This window comes from Arthrobacter sp. P4_F10 (genome assembly GCF_056401435.1).
Genome location: NZ_JBFUJJ010000001.1, coordinates 96,203 through 119,321 on the forward strand (window position 1 = coordinate 96,203; position 23,119 = coordinate 119,321).

At 67.8% G+C, this 23,119-nt stretch carries 19 protein-coding genes; 6 read left to right on the forward strand and 13 right to left on the reverse strand.

Going from position 1 to position 23,119, the window contains the following annotated elements:
- Nucleotides 1-3 precede the first annotated feature (3 nt).
- Nucleotides 4-750 (reverse strand): sirohydrochlorin chelatase, encoded by a 747-nt coding sequence (locus AC1DR1_RS00465; RefSeq protein WP_476991991.1) that lies wholly within the window; start codon nt 748-750, stop codon nt 4-6.
- 61 nt (nt 751-811) lie between these two features.
- Here AC1DR1_RS00465 and AC1DR1_RS00470 point away from each other — a divergent pair, with 61 nt between their 5' ends.
- Complete coding sequence (locus AC1DR1_RS00470) at nt 812-1,477, forward strand: trimeric intracellular cation channel family protein (RefSeq protein WP_229995873.1); 666 nt, start codon at nt 812-814, stop codon at nt 1,475-1,477.
- A 20-nt stretch (nt 1,478-1,497) separates the two neighbouring features.
- The gene (locus tag AC1DR1_RS00475) at nt 1,498-1,926 is read left to right on the forward strand and encodes a hypothetical protein (RefSeq protein WP_476886275.1); all 429 of its coding nucleotides are present in this window, start codon (nt 1,498-1,500) and stop codon (nt 1,924-1,926) included.
- Between the two features lie 135 nt (nt 1,927-2,061).
- Here AC1DR1_RS00475 and AC1DR1_RS00480 read toward each other — a convergent pair whose 3' ends face one another.
- The 4 genes from AC1DR1_RS00480 to AC1DR1_RS00495 all read right to left on the reverse strand — a co-directional run bounded on the left by AC1DR1_RS00480 (nt 2,062) and on the right by AC1DR1_RS00495 (nt 6,632).
- Nucleotides 2,062-2,883: an endonuclease domain-containing protein gene (locus tag AC1DR1_RS00480; protein WP_476991992.1), complete on the reverse strand. Its 822-nt coding sequence runs from the start codon at nt 2,881-2,883 to the stop codon at nt 2,062-2,064.
- A gap of 453 nt (nt 2,884-3,336) precedes the next feature.
- The gene (locus AC1DR1_RS00485; protein WP_476991993.1) at nt 3,337-4,437 is read right to left on the reverse strand and encodes a polyprenyl synthetase family protein; all 1,101 of its coding nucleotides are present in this window, start codon (nt 4,435-4,437) and stop codon (nt 3,337-3,339) included.
- Entirely contained in the window at nt 4,434-5,825 is a 1,392-nt protein-coding gene (locus tag AC1DR1_RS00490) for a geranylgeranyl reductase family protein (protein WP_364745287.1), read from the reverse strand. Before AC1DR1_RS00490 ends, AC1DR1_RS00485 begins: the two co-directional genes overlap by 4 nt.
- A 12-nt stretch (nt 5,826-5,837) precedes the next feature.
- On the reverse strand, nt 5,838-6,632 hold the full coding sequence (locus AC1DR1_RS00495; RefSeq protein ID WP_229995334.1) for a demethylmenaquinone methyltransferase: 795 nt from the start codon (nt 6,630-6,632) through the stop codon (nt 5,838-5,840).
- 153 nt (nt 6,633-6,785) lie between these two features.
- On the opposite strand from AC1DR1_RS00495, the gene AC1DR1_RS00500 reads away from it, so the two are divergent.
- From AC1DR1_RS00500 to AC1DR1_RS00515, 4 genes are all read left to right on the forward strand, one after another.
- On the forward strand, nt 6,786-8,186 hold the full coding sequence (locus tag AC1DR1_RS00500) for an isochorismate synthase (protein ID WP_364745284.1): 1,401 nt from the start codon (nt 6,786-6,788) through the stop codon (nt 8,184-8,186).
- Between the two features lie 278 nt (nt 8,187-8,464).
- Nucleotides 8,465-9,418 (forward strand): ABC transporter substrate-binding protein, encoded by a 954-nt coding sequence (locus AC1DR1_RS00505; RefSeq protein ID WP_229995332.1) that lies wholly within the window; start codon nt 8,465-8,467, stop codon nt 9,416-9,418.
- A gap of 35 nt (nt 9,419-9,453) precedes the next feature.
- Entirely contained in the window at nt 9,454-10,425 is a 972-nt protein-coding gene (locus AC1DR1_RS00510; RefSeq protein ID WP_476966204.1) for an amino acid ABC transporter permease, read from the forward strand.
- Nucleotides 10,422-11,198, forward strand: coding sequence for an amino acid ABC transporter ATP-binding protein (locus AC1DR1_RS00515; protein ID WP_229995330.1), 777 nt, complete (start codon nt 10,422-10,424; stop codon nt 11,196-11,198). Before AC1DR1_RS00510 ends, AC1DR1_RS00515 begins: the two co-directional genes overlap by 4 nt.
- Before the next feature lie 97 nt (nt 11,199-11,295).
- Here the strand turns inward: AC1DR1_RS00515 and AC1DR1_RS00520 are convergent, their stop codons facing one another.
- The 8 genes from AC1DR1_RS00520 to AC1DR1_RS00555 form a co-directional block, all read right to left on the reverse strand.
- Complete coding sequence (locus AC1DR1_RS00520) at nt 11,296-12,255, reverse strand: hypothetical protein (protein WP_229995329.1); 960 nt, start codon at nt 12,253-12,255, stop codon at nt 11,296-11,298.
- Between the two features lie 275 nt (nt 12,256-12,530).
- Nucleotides 12,531-14,264 carry a 2-succinyl-5-enolpyruvyl-6-hydroxy-3-cyclohexene-1-carboxylic-acid synthase gene (gene menD / locus AC1DR1_RS00525; RefSeq protein ID WP_476991994.1) on the reverse strand — a complete coding sequence of 578 codons (1,734 nt, stop codon included), beginning with the start codon at nt 14,262-14,264 and terminating at the stop codon, nt 12,531-12,533.
- Complete coding sequence (argS, locus tag AC1DR1_RS00530; protein WP_476991995.1) at nt 14,261-16,099, reverse strand: arginine--tRNA ligase; 1,839 nt, start codon at nt 16,097-16,099, stop codon at nt 14,261-14,263. Before argS ends, menD begins: the two co-directional genes overlap by 4 nt.
- Before the next feature lie 119 nt (nt 16,100-16,218).
- Nucleotides 16,219-17,973, reverse strand: a complete 1,755-nt coding sequence (locus AC1DR1_RS00535) for a multicopper oxidase family protein (protein ID WP_476991996.1) — start codon at nt 17,971-17,973, stop codon at nt 16,219-16,221.
- 283 nt (nt 17,974-18,256) lie between these two features.
- A complete protein-coding gene (locus tag AC1DR1_RS00540) occupies nt 18,257-20,341 on the reverse strand; it encodes a PhoX family protein (RefSeq protein WP_476991997.1) in 2,085 nt (694 codons plus the stop codon).
- Nucleotides 20,342-20,481: 140 nt separating this feature from the next.
- Nucleotides 20,482-21,009 (reverse strand): MarR family winged helix-turn-helix transcriptional regulator, encoded by a 528-nt coding sequence (locus AC1DR1_RS00545; protein WP_476991998.1) that lies wholly within the window; start codon nt 21,007-21,009, stop codon nt 20,482-20,484.
- A gap of 78 nt (nt 21,010-21,087) precedes the next feature.
- Nucleotides 21,088-22,137, reverse strand: coding sequence for an o-succinylbenzoate synthase (locus AC1DR1_RS00550; RefSeq protein ID WP_476991999.1), 1,050 nt, complete (start codon nt 22,135-22,137; stop codon nt 21,088-21,090).
- Nucleotides 22,138-22,315: 178 nt separating this feature from the next.
- Nucleotides 22,316-23,110, reverse strand: a complete 795-nt coding sequence (locus AC1DR1_RS00555) for a class E sortase (RefSeq protein ID WP_364745262.1) — start codon at nt 23,108-23,110, stop codon at nt 22,316-22,318.
- Between the last annotated feature and the right edge of the window lie 9 nt (nt 23,111-23,119).

Genomic DNA, 23,119 nt, shown 5'->3' on the forward strand with positions numbered 1-23,119 from the left:
CCGTCAGGGCCGGGGTTGCGGGGCTGCGGCCAGCGCGGCGTCGTAGCGTTCCAGGGCAATTTCGGCGAGGACCGGCGAGGGCAGCAGCGGCGCCGTCAAAAGGTCTGCGCCGGCCTTGGCCAACTGGTCATGGAAGAAGCCGGGCGCCAGGAGATAGGAGGCGATGACCACGCGGCCGCCCAGGTCCACCGCACCGGCCGACTCCCCCGCGCCGGCACCGCCGGCGGCCTCCTCGCGGAGCATGGCGACGGCGTCGGGAACCGAGGGCTTGGCGGAGGCGCCGTAGCCGGCCACGATCCGGTTGGAACGCAAGGCACGGAGCTGGTCCGTGAGTTCCTCGACATTCTGCGCCGCGCTGGGATCGGAGGACCCGGCGGCGGCGAGGACCACGGCGTCGTTGTCTGTCACTCCTGCCTCGCGCAGCCGCGCGTCCAGCAGCGCTGCGAGCCGCGGGTCCGGCCCCAGCGGCGCCGCGGCAAGAGTGTCCGGCCGGCTCTTCACGGCCCGGGCGATGTCCACTTTGACGTGGTATCCGACGCTGAGCAGCAGGGGAACCACGACGGCGGTCTCCCCCTCCGGAAGGCCCGCCACGACGGCCGGCAGGTCCGGGTCCTGGACGTCGACGTACGCCTCGCGGACATCAAGCCCTGGACGGAGCCCGGCGATGCCGTCCCGGAGCGCGTTGACCTCCGCGGCTCCGTGCGGGCTTGACGTGCCGTGGGCGCAGGCGATCAGGATGGGGCTATTCATAGCCGTTAGCGTAACCTTGGAGCCGCCCTATCCGCCCCCTTGTTATCGACCGGGACGCTTCATGACCTTCTCCTTTAGCCTCGTCCTGATCTGGCTTGACCTGGCGGGTGTCTTCTTCTTTGCGGTCTCCGGCTCGCTGCTCGCGGCGCGGAAGCAGTTCGACATCATCGGCTCGCTCCTCCTGGCCTCTGTGGTGAGCCTTGGCGGCGGTGTCATCCGCGACATCATCATCAGCGCGGGCCCGCCCGCCGCGTTCACCAACCCGGCGTATTTGGCGCCGCCGCTGCTCGCCACTGTGCTGGTGTATTTCCTGTTCTCCAGCGTCCAGCGCTTCACTTCGCTGCTGGTCCTGTTCGACGCCGGCGGGCTGGCCCTGTTCTGCATCACCGGCACGCTCAAGGCCCTGGCCGCCGGGATGAACCCCGTAGCCGCAGTCCTGCTGGGCGTCACGACGGCGGTGGGCGGCGGCCTTCTGCGGGATATCACCGCCAACGAGGTGCCGCAGCTCTTCGACCCCAAGGATCTCTACGCGCTGCCGGCGTTCGCCGGGGCATTGTCGACCGTGATCCTGTCCCTCACCGGGACCTTCACCGCATTGACGGCCTGCGCCGTCGCCGCCCTCGTCTTCGCGTTCCGGGTCACGGCCTGGCGGCGCCACTGGTACGTTCCGCTGGCAGTGCGCGGCTGGCATCGGCTGGGCCTGGACACTGCGGAAAACGACCGCTAGGGATTAGCTAGGATAAGACCATGACTGACATGTTCCTCGAGAAATTCCGCGCGCTTGTCCCGAAGTATCTCGAAGACGAATGGCAGGAAGAAGATGGCCTCCCGGCCGACGAGCTTGACGCCGCCTTGGCCGAACACCAGTTCCAGGTCCCGCTGGTCCTGCGCGAGTTCTACCTGGCCGTCGGCGGCTGCGAGGACATCATGGAGGCCTACCACTACTTCTGGGACCCCGAAGAGCTCGAAGTCGATGACGAGGGCTTCCTCATGTTCCTCGAGGACGAGGAAGAGCAGTTCACCTGGGGCTTCCGCGTCGGGGACCTCAGCATCCCGGATCCCATCGTGTACCGCCGGAACAACGCCCGCGGCCAGTGGAAGAGCGAGGAGGGGACTTTCTCCGAATTCGTCTTCGACATGTTCGAGTGGGCCTTCAACGACGAAGACGAGGACTAGGCGGCCACTGCGGCCACCCCTCCCCCGCCTTCATCCCCTCCGCCGCCGATTCTCCCCATGTTTGGCGTCCCCCGCCGGGGTGTCCGGCCGAACCGCCGATATTCTGCAGCGCTGGAGATTCATACCTGGGGAATTTCAGCGGATAACCCTGCCGCGCAGCACCTGCCGCACCTCATCGATCACCTTCTGCGGGTTGTAGACGACGTCCTGGTAGCCGTATCGGAGGACCGCATAGCCGGCCAAGGTGCTGGCGTTGTTGCGCCCCCGGTCCTTTCTGACCTGCGCTCGCTCAAGGTGGGTGCTCCCGTCGATCTCCACGATAAGGAAGCCTTCAAGCAGGAAGTCGACAATCCCGATCCCCGGGAGCTGCACCTGCGTCTGGGTGTAGATTCCCTGGCTCCTGAAGAGCAGCCTGGCAACGACCTCGATCGCCGAGTCAGCCGTGCCGTCGACCAGGTCCAGGACTGCCCGGGCGGCCCCGTTCCGGTTTCCCGGCAGCCGCTGCCTGAGGTAATCGAGCGCGGTGCGGCCCTGCAACAAGGCACTTTCCACCATGACGGCGGCATCCACCGGGGGCAGGCAGCGCAGCGCATGGAGCAGGGTGTCCGTCAGGCTGGCCACGGGCTGCGGAAATTCCGGCGGGACCGGGCTTGCGCGGTGGACGACAGCCCCGGGCGCTGATCCGTGTGCGCACAGCAGGTGCAGCCGTTCGGGCTCATGGAGCCGCCATATGCCGTGGAACGGCGCGGCGGAGGCGCAGGTGAGCGTGCCATTCGCGAGCACGGCAGCCACGAAGTCCGCCCGCGCCCCGGGCAGCGCCACCACCCCATGGCGCAGGCGACGAATTTCCCCGGCAGCCACGGAAGTGCGGATCCCGTTCGACGTAAAACCGGCCTGCAGCAACGTGGCCGTGCGGGCAACCGAGCCGGCGTATCCCAGGTATCCCGCGAGGTCCATAGGGCAATCACACACGTGGCATGACACCCCCGGGCAGCCACCATGCCGGCTATGTGGACAAGTCCGCACCATCCGCGCCGCTGGTTTTCTCCGGTTTTGAGGACGTCCGACGGCGTGTCCCGCCACCGGCCGGCGTGTCCCGCCGCTGTCCGGCCAAACGTGGGGAAACTCAGCGCGACAACACCCGGCATCGGATCGAAATCTTATGACAACAAATTTACATCAAGGGCTGGACGCTATGACACAACTGTCATAGACTCGTTTCTGGGTTCACCAAATGCCTCCGGTGGATCTGATGCGAACGGAGAAATGGCCCCGGTTCGGCACAACGGAAGACTCGATCGTTGTGAGGAACCGGGGCCATTCCGTTTAAGGATCGCCAATCCCGAAGCGCCCAGCCGGAAGGACCGGCCGGGGCCAGGAAGTGAAGGCTGAGCGCCAGGCGCCGCCGGGCTAGCTGCTGCGGTCCACTACCGCGTGGGCGAAGCTGGTCAGCGAGGCCTTCACGACGCCTTCGGGCAGCGGGGCAAGGGCGGCAATGGCCTCATCGGCCCAGGCGCGTGCCACCACCCAGGACTGTGCGGTGACGGGGTGCTCCCGGAGTCCGGCCACGGCAGCGGCCAGGGCCTCGTCCGAGCTGAGGTCGCCGTCGATCAGCGTCAGCAGTTCGACGGCGGTCTGGTCCCCGTCGCGGGCGGCGTTGCGCAGCAGCAGCACGGGCAAGGTGGGGATGCCTTCGCGCAGGTCGGTTCCCGGGGATTTGCCGGACTTGACCTTGATCCCGGTGACGTCGATGACGTCGTCGGCGAGCTGGAAGGCCACGCCCACCTTCTCGCCGTACTCGACCAGGAGCGGCTCGTAGGCCTCGTCAGCGCCGGAGAAGATTGCGCCTAGCTGCCCGGATGCGGCCACCAGCGAGCCGGTCTTGTCCGCGATGACGGAGAGGTAGTGCGCCAGGGGGTCCTCGTCCAGCCGCGGTCCCACGGTCTCGTGCAGCTGGCCCAGGCAGAGCCGTTCAAAGGTGCGCGCCTGGATGCCCAGCGCACGGGAGCCGAGCTCCGAGACCAGGATGGAGGCGCGCGCGAAGATGAGGTCGCCGGTCAGGACGGCAACGGAGTTGCCCCAGACCTCGTGGGCTGTGGGCGCCCCGCGGCGGAACGGCGCGGAGTCCATGACGTCGTCGTGGTACAGGGTGGCGAGGTGCGTCAGTTCGACGACGACGGCGGCCTGCACCACCGCGGGCAGGGAAGCGTCGCCAAGGTGGGCGCACAGCAGGGTCAGCAGCGGGCGGATGCGCTTGCCGCCGGCTTCCACGAGGTGACGCGACGTTGCGTCAGCCAGGGGATCGGAATTGGCAATGGCTTCGCGCAGCCGCTTCTCGACGCGCGCCAGGTTGGTGGTGAGAGCGGGACCCAGTTCGGGGTCGCCCGCAATGGCCGCGAAGCCTGCCGGCAGTTGGAGGCCGGTGGCGATCGCCGTGGTATTGAGGTCGGGTTCAGAGCTCGGCAGGCCGTGTCCGGCGTGCGTCCAGCTTTGATCTGCAGAGTTGGTCACGGGTTAACCCTAACTTTTGTTGCGGAAACCGCAGAGTTGGTGCCGGAGTGCGGAACGCTGTCCGTGGTGGGCGCGGCCGTGGCGGGCGCGGCCTTGTTGGACGCGGCCTGGTTGGACGTGGCAGGTACCAGGGATTCCAGGACCCGGATGACCCGGTCCTCGAAACCCTTGGCGGCAGGATCGGTGAGGTTGGCCAGCAACCGCACCACGAAACGCATGAGCACGGGGACAGGCATGCCCGTCCGGAGGGCCAGTTTCATGACGGCCGGCTTGCCGATCAGGGCGGCGAACGCCCGGCCCAGCGTGAAGTGGGAGCCCCACTGCTGGCGCACGTAGTCTGCGTACCGGGCCAAGTGCGCGTCGGCGTCGGCAGCGCCCCAGCCTGCCGACGCGGACCGGGCAGCGCCGTCGATGATGAATTCAGCCGCAAAGCGGGCGGACTCCATGGCATAGGAGATGCCCTCGCCGTTGAACGGGGAGACCATGCCGCCGGCGTCGCCGAGGAGGAGCAGACCCGGTGAGTAGTGCGGGGTGCGGTTGAAGCCCATGGGCAGCGCCGCGCCGCGGATCTCGCCCACCTGGTTTTCCGGGGTGAAGCCCCAGTCGGCGGGCATGCCGGCGGTCCATTCGCGCAGCACCTGCTTGTAGTCCAGCTTGCCGAAGTCCTTCGAGGAGTTCAGGATGCCCAGGCCCACGTTGGAGGTGCCGTCGCCGACGCCAAAAACCCAGCCGTAGCCGGGCAGGAGCTTGCCGTCGCGGCCGGGCAGCTCCAGCCAGCCTTCCATCCAGTCGTCCTCGTGCCGCGGCGAGGTGAAGTAGGTCCGCACGGCAACGCCGAGCGGCCGGTCGTCGCGTTTGCCGATGCCCAGCGACACGGCGGTGCGCGTCGAGTTGCCGTCCGCCGCGAGCACGACGTCGGCACTGAAGTCGCGCGTTTCGCCGGTCTTGCGCCCCGAGTTGTCCAGCAGTGAGGCGCGGACGCCCGTCACCCGGCCATCTTCGGAGTGCAGCGCCTCGGTGACGCTGTGGCGTTCGAGCACGACGGCGCCCGCGGACTGGGCGTGGCGGGCCAGCTGTTCGTCGAAGCCGAGCCGGGTCCGGATCAGCCCGTACTGCGGGAAGTCGGCAACCTCCGGCCACGGCAGTTCGATCGTGCGGCCGCCGGCGATCAGGCGCAGGCCCTTGTTCCGCCGCCAGCCCTCGGTTTCAGGATGCGCGAGTCCCAGCTTCTGGATCTCGCGGACCGCGCGCGGAGTCAGGCCGTCGCCGCAGACCTTCTCGCGGGGAAAGCTGGTTTTCTCCAGCACCGTCACGTCAATGCCGGCTTTGGCAAGGTAGTAGGCGGCGGTGGATCCGGCCGGGCCCGCTCCGACAATCAGTACATTCACGACGCGTAGCGGCTAACGCCCGGGCCGGGTGATGTTGCGGCGCAGCTTGGCCACGGGTCCGGTGTGGGCTGCCAGCGCGGCGGCGCCGGCGGCGGGATCGCTTGTGGGGCCGGCCAGCGGTTTCTGGGCCCGGTGCACGGCGACGATGCCGCCGCTGAGGTTGCGGTAGGTGACGGATTCCCAGCCAGCCTCCTGCAGCCAGGCCGCGAGGTGGTCCTGGTCCGGCCACGCGCGGATGGATTCGGCGAGGTAGACGTAGGCGTCTGGGTTGGAGGAGACCTTGACGGCGATGGCGGGCAGGGCCCGCATGAGGTATTCGGTGTACATGGTGCGCCAGAGCGGCACCACGGGCTGGGAGAATTCCGCGATGACCAGCCGGCCGCCGGGCTTGGTGACCCGCAGCATCTCGGCCAGGGCCTTCTTGGGCTCGTTGACGTTGCGGAGGCCAAAGGAGATGGTGCTGGCATCAAAGGTGTTGTCCGCGAACGGCAGGCGGGTGGCATCCCCGGCGATGAAGTCGATGTCCGGGCGGCGGCGCTTGCCGACCTTGAGCATGCCGAGGGAGAAATCACAGGCGATGACGTTGATGCCGGCGTCGGCGTACGGCTCGCTGGACGTGCCGGTGCCGGCGGCGAGGTCCAGGACGCGCTGGCCGGCCGATACGCCCACGGCCTCCACCACCACCTTGCGCCAACGCCGCGTCTGCCCCATCGACAGGACATCGTTGACGACGTCGTATTTGGGTGCGACGTCGTCAAACATCGTGGCTACTTCGTCCGGACGCTTATCCAAGGATGCTCGGTTCACCCAGCCATTGTCTCAAATGATCGGCTCCCCCACGAACGGCGCGCGAATCAACGCGGCTTTCACCTGCGGGAACGGCCGCCGCCGCCCCGTTCATGCCGTGCCGGACCCTGTTTATCCACGGTATGGGCGATCACGGGCTAGTGTTATGCCATCATGACGAGYACGTTCCGCACCTTGACAGTCCCCCTCGATGCCGAAACTTTCCCCGGGGGTCTGCCGTCGTTTCTGGTCCGGGACGATGTCCTCTGCTGGACCCGCCGCGAGGCCGGGCTCGTGGGCTTCGGCGAGATCGCCAGGTTCACAGCCACCGGCCCCGAGCGGTTCCTGGAAGCGGACATCTGGTGGCGCCACCTGGTCCTGGAGGCGGACATCGAGGACGCCGTGGACTGCCCCGGCACCGGTCCGGTGGCCTTTGGCTCCTTCGCCTTCTCCAAAGTTTCTGCCCACGAGTCCCGCCTGCTGGTCCCCGAAATCGTCGTGGGGCTCCGTGACGGCCAGGCCTGGCTGACCCAGCTCACGCTTGACGACGGCGAACTCACCGAGGCGGGCGCCCGGGCCGCCCTGGACCGCTGGCTTGGCACCACCAGCGTCAATACCGGCACCGATGGCAGCACCGGTGCCAATACAGACTGCGCCGAGGTGGACGACCCGCTGCCCGGGGCAGCACAGGCGGGCGGCGCCGTCGTACGGCCTTTGCCGTTGGCGGCAGGGGCAACCCTGCACACCGGCTCGCTCAGCGAGGAAGACTGGATGGCCGCCGTTGCCGCGGGCGTCGAGGAGATCCGGACCGGTGCGTTGGAGAAGCTGGTGCTGGCCCGCGACGTCGTGGCCACCGTCCCCACCGGCGTCAACGCCGCCGCGGTGCTCCGCGAGTTGTCGGCCAGGTACCGCGAATGCTGGACGTACGGGGTGGACGGGCTGGTCGGGGCCACGCCGGAGATGCTGATCCAGGTGGAGGGCCGCACCGCGCAGGCCCGCGTCCTGGCCGGCACGCTGGACCGCCGAGATGCCGACGGCAAGGCGGGGTCCCCGATGGAATTCGCCGAACGGGTGCTGGCCGGCTCCGAGAAGCAGCGGCACGAACACGACATCGCGATCCAGTCCCTGACCACGCAGCTTGCCCCGTTTTCCGAGGCCATGAACGCTCACAGCGAGCCGTTCATCCTGGAACTGCCCAACGTCTGGCATCTGGCGTCCGATGTGAAGGCTGAACTGGCCGAGGTGGAAGGCCACGTCCCCACCTGCTTGGCCCTGATCAACGCACTGCATCCGACCGCCGCCGTCTGCGGCACTCCCACTACCGTGGCCGGGGCGCTGATCCGCAAGCTCGAACACCTGGACCGCGGCCCGTACGCCGGGCCGGTGGGCTGGCTGGACGCGGCCGGCAACGGCGAGTGGGGCATCGCGCTGCGGGGCGCCGTCATCGAGTCCCCGCAGACGGTCCGGCTCTACGCGGGCTGCGGCGTGGTGGACGGCTCCGTCCCCGAGACCGAGCTCGCCGAGACGTGGGCGAAGTTCCGCCCTATGCTGGAATCGCTCGGCATCAGCAGCTAGCCGGCGGCGCCGGCGAGGCCGGCGAGGCTGGTGAGGCTATTGGCGCTGGTGATGCTCGTGGCGCTGGTGATGTTGGCGAAACGGGGAGGCCAACGACGCCGGCCAATCGGCAGGAATCCGGGATTACAGACAGATCGGGCGGTGGAGATATTGCATTTGGGTCTGGTTTAGTTATCCAATAGTGAAACTTAGTTTTCTGTGACGTACATCTCTTTGTCGGCGATACACTTTTTAAATCGACTTGAATACGCATCCCTCCTGCAAAAAAAGGTAAGAAAATGCAGATCTCCCGTTCGCTCCTGAGCAACCCCGCACTCAAGGCCGCCACGGTGCTCGCCGTGAGCGCATTGGCCCTCACGGCCTGCACGAACGCCTCCGAGACCGGGACCGGCGGCGCGGCCACCCCTTCCGGCAGCGCCGCGGCCAGCTTTGACCCCAGCACGGTCCAGAAGGACGATGCCCTGGCGGCCATGGTGCCTGAGGCGATCAAGGCCAAAGGCACTCTGACCGTGGGCTCGGACACCACCTACGCGCCCGCAGAATTCCTCGGTACCGACGGCCAGACCGCCGTGGGCTACGACGTCGACATCGCCAAGGCGATCGGCGCCGCGCTGGGCCTCAAGGTCCAGGTCCAGACTGCCGAATTCACCGGCATCCTTCCGGCCCTGGGCCCGAAGTACGATCTCGGGATCTCTTCCTTCACGATCAACCCGGAGCGGCTTGCCGCGGTGAACATGGTCAGCTACTACAAGGCCGGTACCGGCTGGGCAGTGCAGAAGGGCAACCCGAAGAACGTCTCCCTCGATGACCTGTGCGGCAAGTCCGTCGGCGTGCAGACCGGCACCATCCAGGAGGATCCGGACCTCTCTGACCGCAACAAGAAGTGCCTGGCCGAGGGCAAGCAGCCCATCAACATCGTGACGCTCAAGACCCAGACGGATATCACCACCCGCCTGGTCAACGGCAGCATCGATGCGATGGCGGCCGACTCCCCCATCGTCGGCTACGCGCTGACCCAGACCGGCGGCCAGCTCGAAAAGCTCGGCGAGGTCTATGACGCCGCACCGCAGGGCATTGCCGTCGCCAAGTCCGACACGGCCCTGGCGGACGTCATCCAGAAGACCGTCACCAAACTGATGGAAAACGGCTCCTACAAGAAGATCCTCGACGGCTGGGGCGCCGCTGACGGTGCCATCACCACGTCCGAAGTCAACCCGGCGGCCGCATCTTGAGCCTCCCCACAACCCCACCAACAGCAGGGGCAGAGATGGACAGCCATCAGGACAGTCACGCAGCACCGGTACTGAACAATGCGGTACCGGTGCGGCACCCCGGCCGCTGGATCAGCGCCGTCATCATCGTCGGGTTCCTTCTCGCCTTCCTGCAGAGCCTGTTCACGAACCCCAACTTCCGCTGGGACGTCGTGGGCACCTACATCCTGGACACCAAGGTGATCCAGGGCGTGATGTGGACCCTGTTCCTGACGTTTGCCTCCATGGTCCTGGCGATCGTCCTGGCCATCCTCCTGGCCTTCATGCGGCAGTCTGACAACCCTGTGTTCCGCTGGTCCAGCTGGACGTGGGTCTGGTTCTTCCGCGGCACCCCGGTGTACACCCAATTGCTCTTCTGGGGACTGGCCACTGTCCTCTATCCGACGATCGTCCTCGGAATCCCGTTTGGTCCTGCAACCTTCACCTGGGTGACCTCGGACCCCACGCACGGCCTGATCCCTGCCATCCTTGGCCTGGGTCTCAACGAATCGGCGTATCTGGCAGAGATCTTCCGGGCTGGCCTGAAATCCGTGGACCAGGGTCAGAGTGAGGCTGCCGAGGCACTCGGCATGACCAAGGGCAAGATCATGCGGCGGATCATCCTGCCGCAGGCCATGCGCGTCATCGTGCCGCCCACCGGCAACGAGACCATCGGCATGCTGAAGACCACGTCGCTGGTCCTGGCGGTGCCGTTCACGCTGGATCTGACCTTCGCGACGAACGCCCTGGCCAACCGGATTTACCTTCCCATTCCGCTCCTGATTGTCGCCGCATTCTGGTACCTCGTCATCACCAGCATCCTGATGGTGGGCCAGCACTTCATTGAGGCGCACTACGGCAAGGGCGTGGACAACCGGGTTCCGGCGGCAATCAACCCCGCCGCTGCCAAGGCGTCCGCCGCCGTGGCGCCCAGCGCCGAGGCCGAGCCGGACCTGAAAATGGACTTCCCCGAGGAGGAGGCGAAATGACGATCACCACAGAGCAGCCGCTGGTCAAGATCGAGGGCCTTCACAAGTACTACGGCACGCACCACGTGCTGCGCGGCATCGACCTGACCGTCAACCAGGGCGAGGTGTCGGTTGTGATCGGCCCGTCCGGTTCGGGCAAGTCCACCATGCTCCGCTGCGTGAACCTGCTGGAAACCATCAGTGCCGGGCGCATTTCGGTGGGCGGCGACCTGATCGGCTACCGCGAGGTCAAGGGCAGGCTCCATGACCTGAAGACCAAGGAAATCGCCGCCCAGCGCCGCGAAATCGGCATGGTGTTCCAGCGCTTCAACCTGTTCCCGCACAAAACGGCGATGCAGAACATCATGGAGGCCCCGATCCAGGTCAAGGGCCAGTCAAAGACCGTGGCGCGGAAGCGGGCCCTCGAGCTGCTGGACCGAGTGGGGCTCGGTGACCGCGCCGGCCACTACCCGTCCCAGCTCTCCGGCGGCCAGCAGCAGCGCGTTGCGATTGCCCGGGCCCTGGCCATGGACCCTGAACTCATGCTGTTCGATGAGCCCACGTCCGCGCTCGACCCGGAGCTCGTGGGCGATGTCCTGAACGTGATGAAGGACCTCGCCAAGTCCGGCATGACCATGATCGTGGTGACCCACGAGATCGGCTTCGCCCGGGAGGTCGGTGACCGCCTGACCTTCATGGACGGCGGCATCGTGGTGGAGTCGGGCGACCCGCGGGAGGTCCTGGCCAACCCGCAGCACCCCCGCACCAAGGAGTTCCTGAGCCGGGTGCTGTAGCCCGACGCGGAAGTTACCTGTCGATGCGCAAATGCCCTGTCGCTACCGTTATTCCGGTAGCGCCAGGGCATTTGCGCGTCGTGAGAAGGGTTGCGTGTCATGGCCACGCTGCGGAACGGGCTCGACGGCGGGGTACACCAAACGCGGCCAGCTTCTGTTCCAGCCGGCCCGGCTCCATGAGATCCGCCCAGACCCACCGCAGTACTCGGAGCCCCGTGGCCCGGATCCGGTTTTCGCGCTCTTTCTCGTCCACGACGGCCTGCGATGCGGTCCTGCCCCGAAGGTATTCGGGCTTCAGATATTTCTCGACGCCGTCGAACTCGCCCACCAGCCGGGCAGTGTCCCAGTAGTAGTCGGTGTAGCCCGCGAGACCGGCGCCGTCCCGGACCTCGTGCTGAAGTTCCGGCGGCTGGAATCCGGCGACGCACATGAGCCCGCGGCTGTAAGACTCCCCCGGGGACCCTGACCGCGGATCCGCGAACTCCACGGCAGTCCTGATCCGCCGCGCAGCCGCAGCGGTGTAATTGCCGTCGACACCCGCCAGCAGTATTTCCCTCGAGAGCGCGGGCAACCCCTGCGCTGCGTCCGGCCTGAGCACATGGTCCAAGGGAACGATTGCTTGAGCAAACGGCGTGAACGCAGCCAGATCCAGCACCGTACGGACCCTCCCCGTGACCAGGAGGCCTTCGCGCCGGAACACTTTGAGACCGTCCGGGCCTGCGTAGTGCCGCCGCACTCCCGCACGCGAGCGTCCGCCACCGTTCTGAAGCGTCAGCGCATGGACCGGATGACGCTGGCCAATGGTTGGAACTCCCCACACGGACGCGGCGGAGTGCCAGGCAAAAACTGTCGGGGCCGTGAACGTCTCCGCGGCAGCGCTAACCCGGAGCCGGTACTGTTCCCAAGGCTGCAGCGCCCGCCACGCCTCCCCGTCGACGTAGACGCCATGCCGCACGCGGACGAGCGCGCTCGATCGGCAGCGTTTGGCGAGCTCTTTCGGCGTGAGCCCCTGCTGGACGTGCTCGCGGGCCAGGATCAGTCTCGGTAACTCGTTCATGGAACGAAGATCCCAGCCTGGGATCGGCGGCGCCATGACCGGTTGCCCGAGTGTGGACAACCCGGCGCACATTCCCTTCGGCGACCCGCCTTCCGTCCGGCGACCCGCTTTCCGTCCGGCGACGCGCTTTCCGACCCGCGACGCGCATTCCGTCCAGCGACGCGCATTCGCTTCCGCGACGCGCACATTACCTGACGTGGCGGGTATTCGGGTGTCGGCCGGTATTTTGCGCAGCGCCGGGCACGGAGCGCGTCGTGGTGCCCGGCGCACTGCCGTCAGGTCTGCGGGAGGCCTTCCACGGCGGTGGCCACCGCGGCCCGGATGGCGCGGTGCAGTTCCCCGAGCCGGTGCCGGTCCGTGCGTACTTCGATGATGCTGCGGCCCTCCAGCGGCCCGGACAGCGCCTCGGCGAGTTCCGCCGTCGTGCCGACCCGGCGGTGCGTGACGCCGTATGCCGCGGCCAGCGCGGAGAGGTCCACCCGGTGCGGGGTGGCGAACAGGCGTTCGACGGCGGTGCCGTAGCGCCCCGCCGCGGCGACTGCCCCGTGCTCCAGGAGCCCGAAAATGGCACCGCCGGCGTCGTTGAGCACCACGATCCGCAGCTGCGGCTCGGCCTCCCCGGCGCCGAGCAGGAGTCCCCCGGCGTCGTGCAGGAACGTCACGTCCCCCATGAGCACGGTGGTTTCATGGCCCCCGCCCAGCGCGATCCCCGTGGCGGTGGACGTGGTGCCGTCGATCCCGGCCAGACCGCGGTTGGCGAACATGGTGGCCTGCGGTTCCGCGGGCGGCGCCCCGGCGAGGTCGACGTCGCGGATCCCGTTCGAGGAGCCCAGTACCAGCTGCCCGCGGGCGTGCTTCCAGACTTCTGCGCCCGCCGACGGGCCGGTCGCTGCGGGGGACGCGGCCAGGATCAGGTCCACGGCATGCTGGGCGGCGGCTCCAGCCAGCAGCCAGGCATCGAGCCACGCGGCAGCCCCGCGCCCGGCGAACTCCGCCAGGTCCGCCAGGGTTTCCAGCGGCAGTTCGGTGCGGCGGCCCGGTTCGTACCAGGCCACCGGAACCGGCTGGTACAGCGCGGAGGGGACGTCGGCCCGCTCCAGCAGCGCGCTCACCGGCCGGGAGAGCGTTGGCCGGCCGAAGAGCACCACACGTTCGATCGGCTGTGCCGAGTCCGGGCCGAAGTGCTCGATCAGCAGCCGGTAGGGCCCCACGGCATTCGGGCCGAAGCGGGCGTTGGAGGACGGCTCGGCCAGCAGCGGCAGGCCGTGAGCGCGGGCAAAGGCCTCGGCGACCGGACCGGCGTCGTGCCCGGCCAGCACCACGGTGCGCCGCTCCGGCAGGGCCGTTGACGCGGCCGGAAAGTCCAGTGCCAGGGGGTTCCGCACGGCACGGTACATGCCGCGTCCGGCCGCCGCGGGCAGTCGGTCGTCCGCGGCCGGGACCAGCGGGTCGCGGAAGGCAAGGTTCACCTGCACCGGCCCGGGAGGCGCGTCCTCGAAGGCTCCGGTGGCGGCGCTGAGGGCCGTGTCCACGGCGCGCTGCGGATCGCTGCCCGCGGGCACGTCGACGGCGAAGCGGACGTGTTCGCCAAAAAGGTCCAGCTGCACGGTGGTCTGRTTGGCACCGGTCCCCCGCAGTTCCTCGGGCCGGTCGGCGGAGATGACCACGAGCGGCACCGCGGCGTGGTTGGCCTCCATGACGGCCGGCAGGAGGTTGCCGACGGCGGTCCCGGACGTGGTGAGGACGGCGGCGGGGGCTCCGGCGGACAGGGCGAGGCCGAGGGCCGTGAAGCCGGCCGAGCGCTCGTCGATCCGGACCAGCAGCTCCACGCGTCCGGCGGCCTCGGCCTCGGCCAGGGCGTAGGCCATGGGCGCCGAGCGTGACCCCGGGGACACCACCATCTGGCGCACACCGGCGGCGAGCAACGTGTCGACGGCGATGCGCGCCGCCTCCACCGCCGTCAGTCCGCCGGGGGTGGACGAGGCGGCAGCGGCATCCCCCGGACTCACATGTTCTCCGGCGTTTCGATGCCCAGCAGCTCCAGGCCGCCGGAGAGGCGGCGCAGCACCAGCGCGCACAGGGCCAGCCGCGAGTCCCGGACGGATTCCTCGGCCTTGAGCACCGGGCACTGGTCGTAGAAGGTCGTGAACAGCTGCGCGAGCTCAAAGAGGTAGCCGCAGAGCCGGTGCGGCTCGAGCGCGTCCCGGACCTTGTTCAGCGTCGCGTCGAACTCCAGCAGGTGCAGGGCCAGCGCGCGTTCTGCGGGTTCGACGACGGCGATCGCCGTGGCGGGCCCGCCCTCCCCGGCTGCCGCGAGGCCAGTTGCCTGGGTGCCGGCTGGCGTGATGCCAGTTGCCAGGGCGTCGGGGCCGCCGGTCATCTGCTCCAGCACCCCGGCCTTGCGCAGGATGGAGCGGATCCGTGCGGCGGCGTACTGCACGTAGGGTCCGGTGTTGCCGCTGAGGGCGAGCATGCGGTCGAAGTCAAAGACGTACTCGGTGTCGTGGCCGGTGGAGAGGTCGGCGTACTTGACGGCGCCGATGCCCACCTGCCGTGCGGTCACGGCACGTTCGTCCTCGCTGAGCTCGGGCCGGCTGGCGTCAATGACGGCGCGGGCGCGGTCCACGGCCTCCTCGAGCAGGGCCATGAGCTTCACCGGGGCACCGGAGCGGGATTTGAGGATCTTCCCGTCTTCGCCGAGCACGTTGCCGATCTGCACATGCACGGCCTGGACTGCGTCCGGCAGCCAGCCGGCGTCGCGGGCGGTGGCCATGACCATGCGCAGGTGGACGTTCTGCGGGGCGCCGACGACGTAGAGGATCCGGTTGGCTTCCAGGTCGCGGACCCGGTAGCGGATGGTGGCGAGGTCCGTGGTGCCGTAGCCGTAGCCGCCGTCGGACTTGCGGATGATCAGCGGCAGCGGCTGCCCGTCGCGGCCGGTAAAGCCTGCGGGGAAGGTGCACAGGGCGCCGTCGCTGATCCGGGCGAGGCCGCGTTCCTCGAGTTCCTGGCACAGCTGTGCTAGATGCGCGTCGTAGGAGCTTTCACCGGCGATGTGGTCATCGGTGAGGCTGATGCCCAGGGTGGAGTAGATGGCGTTGAAGTAACGCTTGGACTGGGCGACCAGCCGCTGCCAGACGGCGAAGGTCTCGGCGTCGCCGCCTTGCAGGGCGACGACGCGGAGCCGGGCCCGGGTGGCGAAGCCGTCCTCGTCGGTGGCGGAGGCGTCGAACTTGGCCCGGGCGGCCTGGTAGAACGCGCTGGGGTCCTCCACCAGCAGCGCCGCCTCCGGGGAGTCCTCGCCGATCTCCAGCCAGTGTTCGATCAGCATGCCGAAGGGGGTGCCCCAGTCGCCGATGTGGTTCTGCCGGATCACGGTGTCGCCGAGGGCTTCGAGCACCTTGACGAGGCTGTCCCCCACCACGGTGGTGCGCAGGTGGCCGACGTGCATTTCCTTGGCGACGTTCGGGGAGGAATAGTCGACGACGACGCGCTGGGGCGTCGCAGCCGGCGTGACCGCGGTGGCCTTGGACGCGGCTTGGACCGACTCTGCATTGAGCAGTTCCTCGATCCACGTGCCGTCGAAGCTCAGGTTGATGAAGCCGGGCCCGGAGATTTCCACGCTGGTGCAGATGCCGTCCAGGTTCAGGGCTTCCACGATCTTCGCGGCGGCGTCGCGTGGCGGCAGGCCGGCCTTCTTAGCCAGGGCCATGGCGGCGTTGATCTGGATGTCGGCGAACTGGGAGGGCCTGACCACCGGGTCCGTGTGCCGGAACTCTTCGCCAAACGCGGTGGCAATTGCAGCCTGGACTCTGGGGACAACCAATTCGGCGGGATTATTCACACTGTTCAAATTATCAGTTCCGCCCCTCCCCCGACGCCCCGCCCCAGAAGCAACGCGGGGTCAGATATCCCGGATCTGACCCCGCGTTGCTGTGTGTGGACTACGGACAGGCGGGGTGCCTAGGCGATGACGTAGCGCTGCATCATGTCGTTATCCTCGTGCTCCAGGATGTGGCAGTGCCATACGTAAGGCCCGGTGAACGAGGTCTGGAAAGCGGTTACGGAGCCGCCAGCGTTCGCGCCGAAGGGTACAACGATTCGGGTGACCTCCCCCGGCATGGCGATGACGGTGTCCTTCCACCCCCGTTCGTTGGCGGGGGGCGCCGTCGGTCCGCCTCTCAGGAACGCGGCAACTGGTGGTGGCGGAAACGAACCGGAGTTGACAGCCACCGGTTGGGGCCCGTAATTGGCGGCCAGGTAGCCCGCAGAGTCGAATTTCTGCCTATTGAGCACCTGGAACTGGGTGAAGTGCAGGTGGATCGGGTGAGCGTCGACGGTGGTGTTGACCAGATCCCACTGTTCGAGGGTGTTTGTGCCGACCGTTGTGGTTGCACCCGGGGCCTCAAAGGTCCTGTTGTTCAGCACCACCATGAGTGGAGAACCCAAACTGTTGAGGTTTTCGACCAGCGTCATGGTCCGGATGGCTGCAACCGGCCGGGCCGCGGTGGCCAAAGGTGCGATGGGCACGGCGCGCAGAGTTGGGGGCAGCGGTGCTGTCCACCCGGGTGCACTTGTCACGGAGAACTGCATGATCTGAGAAAGGGGCAACCCGCCTCGCTTAGGTGCGCGCGGCCCTCCCGGGAACGGCGCGCGGGCGTCGTTGGTGAGAACGACCGTGGCGCCCGGCTTCAGCCCGGCGAAGTCGATCACGATGTCGGCCCGTTCACCGGGGCCGAGCAATAGCGTTTTTAGGCTAACGGGCGCGTTGAGCAGGCCACCATCCGAGCCGATCTGGAAGAACGTGCTGGCCCGGCCTGCGGACTTGAGATTGAGATTGTAGAAACGGGCATTCGACCCGTTGTAGACGCGGAACCGGTACTTGCCCCGGGCGACGTTAAGGTTTGGCCAAGCCTTGCCGTTGACCGTAGCTACGTCGCCAAAGAATTCGGGCGCCCACGGCCGGCCGGCTGTCCCGGGATTGACGTTTGGCGGGTAGAGGAAGGTGCCGTCGGCGTTGAACATACGATCCTGGATTACCAGCGGCTCCTCGAACGGCGCAGGTGGCAGACCGGTGGTGCCGTCGCCGGGGTCATCGCCGTTGCGAACAAGATAGCCGCTGGCAAGTCCCGCGAACACGTTTAGCCTGGTGATGCCCAGGGCATGGTCGTGATACCAGAGGCCGGCGGCCTCCTGCGTGTTCCCGTAATGGTAGGTCTTCGATGCGCCAGTGGCGAAGGTGTCGGTTGGGTCGCCGTCGTTGCCCGGGCTGGTGTTCCCACCATGCAGGTGCACGGAGGCCCGTGGGCCGGTGGCGTCGGCGACGACGACGCCAGCCAGGTCGTAGTCGATGGCGGAAGCCAGCGGGTGAGCGCCGAGACTATTTACCACTGTCAGGTCGAACGGAACACCCTGCTTCGCCACGATGACGGGGCCAAGGTAGTTCTGCGAGACGGTACCGCCCCGGTAGGCAAACGTCGGTGTCGCGGCCATCGCACTGTGGAACTGATGAGTTGCATTGACCATCTCGACGGTTGCGCTGCCACCGCCGGTAGCATCGATCACGCCCAGGTTCGCCAGCGTTGGGAGTTGCTCGGTGAAAGGCGTGACCCCCGGCGGAACGGCCGCAGAGGCTGCCGATGTGATGACCGGCGCCAGTAGCAGACCTGCGCCCGCCGCAGCGCCGGCCTCAAACAGGGTTCTTCTTGTGATCTCCATGTCAGAAACGCTCCCCACCTAGTCCATCTACCGAACAAGTCGTAGACTACGGACAGAATCGTTGCACCACAGCAGTGGCGTGCACCCGAGTTTGGACGGACCCACACTTGGTTCGCCTTCGGAACCACTCGCTGCCAGGTGGCTTAAAGCAAACAGACGCTCCCTCACATCCCGCCGTCGAACTGCGGAACGTGAGGGAGCGTCGGCCCGGAACGCGCCAAACGTGCGTAGCGTTGTGCCGTTGCTGTGTTGTAGCGTCGAAAGCTCTGCAGCCTCAGAGACCCTAGGCGTCGGTGCGGAACACCTGGACCACGGACGGACGCGGGGCGCGCGCCTGGCCGGGCTTCGGCGTCGCGCCGGCGGCGACGTAGTCCGGGAAGTAGGAGTGCTGTTCGGCGAACGTGCCTTCCTCGCCCGGGTGCTGAACGGCAACGAATACGGTGCGTTCGTCGTCGTGGATGACCGGGCCGCAGGTCTCGGCGTCGCGCGGGACGGCGAGGAACTGCTCCACCTTGCCCCGTTCTGCACCGTCTAGGGTCACCTTGAAGAGCCCGTCGGCGTAGCCGATGCTGGAGGGCGCGCCGTCCGTGGAAATCCACAGGTTGCCCACGGAATCGAAGGCCACGTTGTCCGGGCAGGAGATGGGTGAGACCTGGCTGGCGGGGAACCCGGCGAAGTAGGCGGTGGAGTTCTTGGCCGGATCGCCGCAGACCATCAGCAGGTTCCAGCCAAACGTGGTGGAAGTCTGGTCCCCGGTCTCGGTGATTTCGACGATGTGGCCGTCGCGGTTGAGGGTGCGGGGGTTGACCTCGGTGGCCCCTTCCTTGCCGGGCTTGCCGCGGTCCGCGTTGTTCGTGCAGACCACATAGACCTTGCCGGTGTGCAGGCTGGGCTGGACGTCTTCGCAGCGGTCCATCTTGGTGGGGCCCACCTTGTCGGCGGCGAGGCGGGTGTACACGAGCACCTCTTCCACGGACATCCCGGCCACCTTGGACTGTCCGCCGACCACGAGGGGCAGCCAAACACCTGCGCCGTCGAAGGCTCCGTCGGCCGGAAGCTTGCCCGCGCCGTCGAACCCGGCGGCCGGGGAATTGCCCGTGAACTTGGCGACGTACAGGTCACCCTCCGAAAGGAGGGTCAGGTTGTGCGCGCGGTCGCCTTCCCGGTACTGATCCCTGGAGACGAACTTGTACAGGTAGTCGAAGCGCTCGTCGTCGCCCATGTAGGCCACCACGTGGCCGGACTTGGCGACGATCACGTTGGCGCCCTCGTGCTTGAAGCGGCCCATCGCGGAGTGCTTGCGGGGCGTGGAGGAGGGATCGAACGGGTCCACTTCCACGATCCAGCCGAAGCGGTTGGCCTCGTTCGCGTAGCCGGGGTTGCGCGTGTCGAAGCGCGGGTCATCCAGTTCCCACTGGCGGGCGGTGGGCTTGCTGGTCAGGCCGTAGCGCTTGTCGGCGTCAGAGGTTCCGGGCGCGGCGAAGTAGCCGTTGAAGTTTTCCTCGCCGGAGAGGATGGTGCCCCACGGGGTGGTGCCGCCGGAGCAGTTGCCCAGCGTGCCCTTGATGGCCCGGCCGGAGGGATCGGCGGCGGTCTTCAGCAGCGCGGATCCGGCGGCCGGACCGTCGAGCTCGTAAGTGGTGTCGGTCAGGAAGCGGCGGTTCAGTCCGGCGCCCTGGACGTAGCGCCAGGGCTGGTTCGTGTCCGCGCGCTCCAGCTCGACCACCGTGAGGCCGTGGGCTGCACGGCCGATCGCGCGGGTCTCGGCGGCGTCGAATCCGGCCGGCAGCATGATGGACTCGTTGGTGTATTCGTGGTTGGTGAAGAGCACGGCCCGGCGGTCCTTGGAGCCAGCGATCGGCAGGATGTCCGTGTAGTCGTTGTTGTAGCCGAACTGGCGGGCCTGCGCCCCGGCGCTCTGGCGGTCCAGGTCGAAGGCCGGCGAGTCCTTGAAGAGCGGGTCGCCCCAGCGGATGACCGGCTGCCAGGTGTACCCGGCCGGGACGGTGAACTGGTCCACGGCGGCGTCCACCGGAGCGATGGCGGTGAACTGCAGCTTGGATTTGCCAAACCCTTCCTTGGCGGCAGCGGCGAGGCCGGGGCCGCCGTCGGCGGCTGCGGATCCGGCAGATGTCACCGCGTTGCCGAAGGCGACGGCGAGCGCGCCGGCGGCGCCGAAGCCCAGGGCGGCGCGGCGGGACATCGTGGCGGAGGCGATGTCACGGAAGTAGCTGTTGGTGCTGGTGTTGCAGACCTCGCCCGAGCAGGCGTTGTCGCACTTCAGCGCGCAGGTCACGGGGCTTCGCTTGCCTTTGGTGCGGCCAAGCATGGGGAGCAGGGAGAATGTGCGTCCGGAGGAGACAGACATGGAGAGACCTTCCATGGGGTGAGTTGCGGTCGCGCCCACCCTTCCAGCCGCGGTCTACCGAGAGACGTCTCCCAAATGAAGTCCAGGTGAACTCACGGGACAAACTGAGGAAGCGTCACCGGCGAACCCCTGCCTGGAGGCTAGCTGTCCGTCTCTTCCGGGGCGCTGGCGGCAGCCATCAGCCGCTGGCCAATGCCCTCGAGGAATTCGGCGATGTTCACAATGCTGCCTTCGGAGGATTCCTGGAGAAGGGCCGCGGCCGCTGCGGCGAAGTGGTCGTTGGCCCACTGCATCGCGCCGGTCCCCTCCGGGCTCAGGTGCAACAGCACACTACGCCGGTCCGTGGGGTTGGGTTTCCGCACCATGAAGCCCTTGGATTCCAGGCGGTCCACCATGGCCGTTACGGACCCGGTGGTGATGTTCAGCGCTTTACCGAGATCCTTGGGAGTGAGGCCGTCCACCTCGCCCACAAAGGCCATCGCGTTGATGTCGATCGTCCCGATCCCCAGATTCTCGGCCAGCCGGATGCGGAGGGCATAGGTCCCCGTATCGACCCGCCGCAGGCCTTGCACGATCCGGAGCAGCCCGTCCTTTTGGGCAACCATCTGGCCCTCCGCGCGCTTTGCCGTAGCCAGCGCGTCAACTTGCCGGGGTACCGAGGTGGTCATCACGAATCTTCCGCTCCAAAGCTATCTTCGGCGGCTACTTCGCCGCGTCCGCCTCCACTTTACTCTCAACCATTGGCGTCACTGGCTTGCAGCCAGCTCCGCGTGGACCCGGCGCAGGCGCTCCAGCCACCAGTCGCGGCGCTCCGGCGCGGCCGCGTACTCCGCCAGCAGCTCCGGATCGGCGGCGACCTCGCGGACCCGGATGGCGCCGTCGTCGGGAACCAGCGGGTCCCGGGTGACATCGGCGGCCAGCAGGGACACGGTACCCAGCCCGCAGGCGTACGGCAGTTCGGGCAGCGCCGCGGCGAGCGCCAGTCCGGCGCGGATTCCCACGGAGGTGTCCAGCGCCGAGCTGACGACGGCGGGGAGCCCGGCTTGCGCCACGATGTCCAGTGCCCGGCGCACTCCCCCGAGCGGCGCCACTTTCACGACGATCAGGTCCGCTGCGCCGGCGCGGGCCACTTTGAGGGGATCGTCCTCCTTGCGCACGCTTTCGTCCGCGGCGATCAGCACCGGGATCCCGGCGGCCTGCAGCCGGCGGCGGACCTCGGCGAGGCCGGCGATGTCCGGCACGGGCTGTTCGGCGTATTCCAGCCCGACGCCGGCGAGCCGGGTCAGCGCCTCGACGGCGGCCGGGATGTCCCAGCCGCCGTTCGCATCCACCCTGATCGCGGCGTCCGGGAGTGCCTCGCGGACCGCGGCTACCCGTGCGGCGTCGTCGTCCAGGTTCTGCCCGGGCTCGGCCACTTTGATTTTGACGGCGTCCACCCGGCCGAAGCGGGCCAGGATTTCCGGGACCCGGTCCGCGGCGACGGCGGGAACCGTCGCGTTGACGCGGATGCTGGTCCGCAGGGGCTCGGGAAAGCCCTGCCAGCCGGCCTCGATCGCGGCGGCGAGCCAGCGGGACGCTTCCTGGTCGCCGTACTCCGGGAAGGGGCAGAATTCGCCCCAGCCCAGCGGGCCGTTCAGCAGCAGGGCTTCGCGCTGGAGGATGCCGCGGAACTTCACCCGCATCGGCAGGCTCACCACGTGGGCGCCGGCGAGCAGTTCCTCCAGCGCGGGGAGCCGATCGCGGGGTTCCTCCGGACGGCGCCGGGCCGGCGGCGGGGGAAACGGGTTTGTGCTCATGGTTGTGCCGCGCTCAGCTCTGCCCGACGGTTGCGTCGGTCAGATGCGTCACTTCAGCCATCCAGGGAAACACGAACTGGTCCAGGACAACCAGGACTCCCGCAAGGATCACCACGGACAGAATGATCTTCAGCCAAAGAGGCCCGGGCAGTTGCCGAAAAAGCCAAAGGTACACGGTCTAGCCCTTCCCCTGCAGCGCGGCGAGCTGCTTAGCGATGGGCGCCGGAGGCCCCGCGCTGAGCGGCTGCCATGAATCGAAAACGGAGTACGCGATGATGCGCTCCTGGGCACCAAAGCGCGGGTTGCAGCTTGTCATGGTCAAAATCCGTTGCTGCGGCTCTGCGCCGGGCTGGGTCGGCACCGGTGCCAGCACATCGGTCCGGTCCGGCAGGACTATTTCCTGGTTCCGGAAGACATAGGTGTAGAACCCGTCGGCGGTCTGGACATAGATTTTGTCCCCGGGCACCAGCGTGTGGATGTTGTCGAGCACCGCACCGTGCGTCTGGCGGTGGCCTGCGACCGCAAAGTTCCCCAGGGCCCCCGGCATGGCCGTGCCCGGATAGCGGCCCAGACCGAGCGTGTCCAGGACGTCCTGGCTGGTGCCCTCGATGATCGGCCTGCTGTAGTCGGCTCCGAAACGGGGAATGTAGATGACCCCGATCGGCTGTCCGTGACCCGGCGATTTGCCGACCGGCACGGCGGCGGCTGCCGTGGTGTCCGCCGGTGCCGTGGCGGCCGGGTCATTCGTTGCGGGTGCCTGGTGCTCCTGCACGAACTGCTTCACGGCAGCCCCTTGGGCCGCGTCGGCTTCAACGTTGGTCCACCACAATTGCCAGGCGACGAAGAGCACGGCAATCACGCCGAGGGTGATCAGCAGCTCGCCCGCGACCTGGACGGCCAGCAGGGAACGACGCCGGCGGGTGCGTTTAGTTTCTTGCGCAACCGTAGCGCGGCGGTTCAGTACCTTTGACATGCCCCTCCT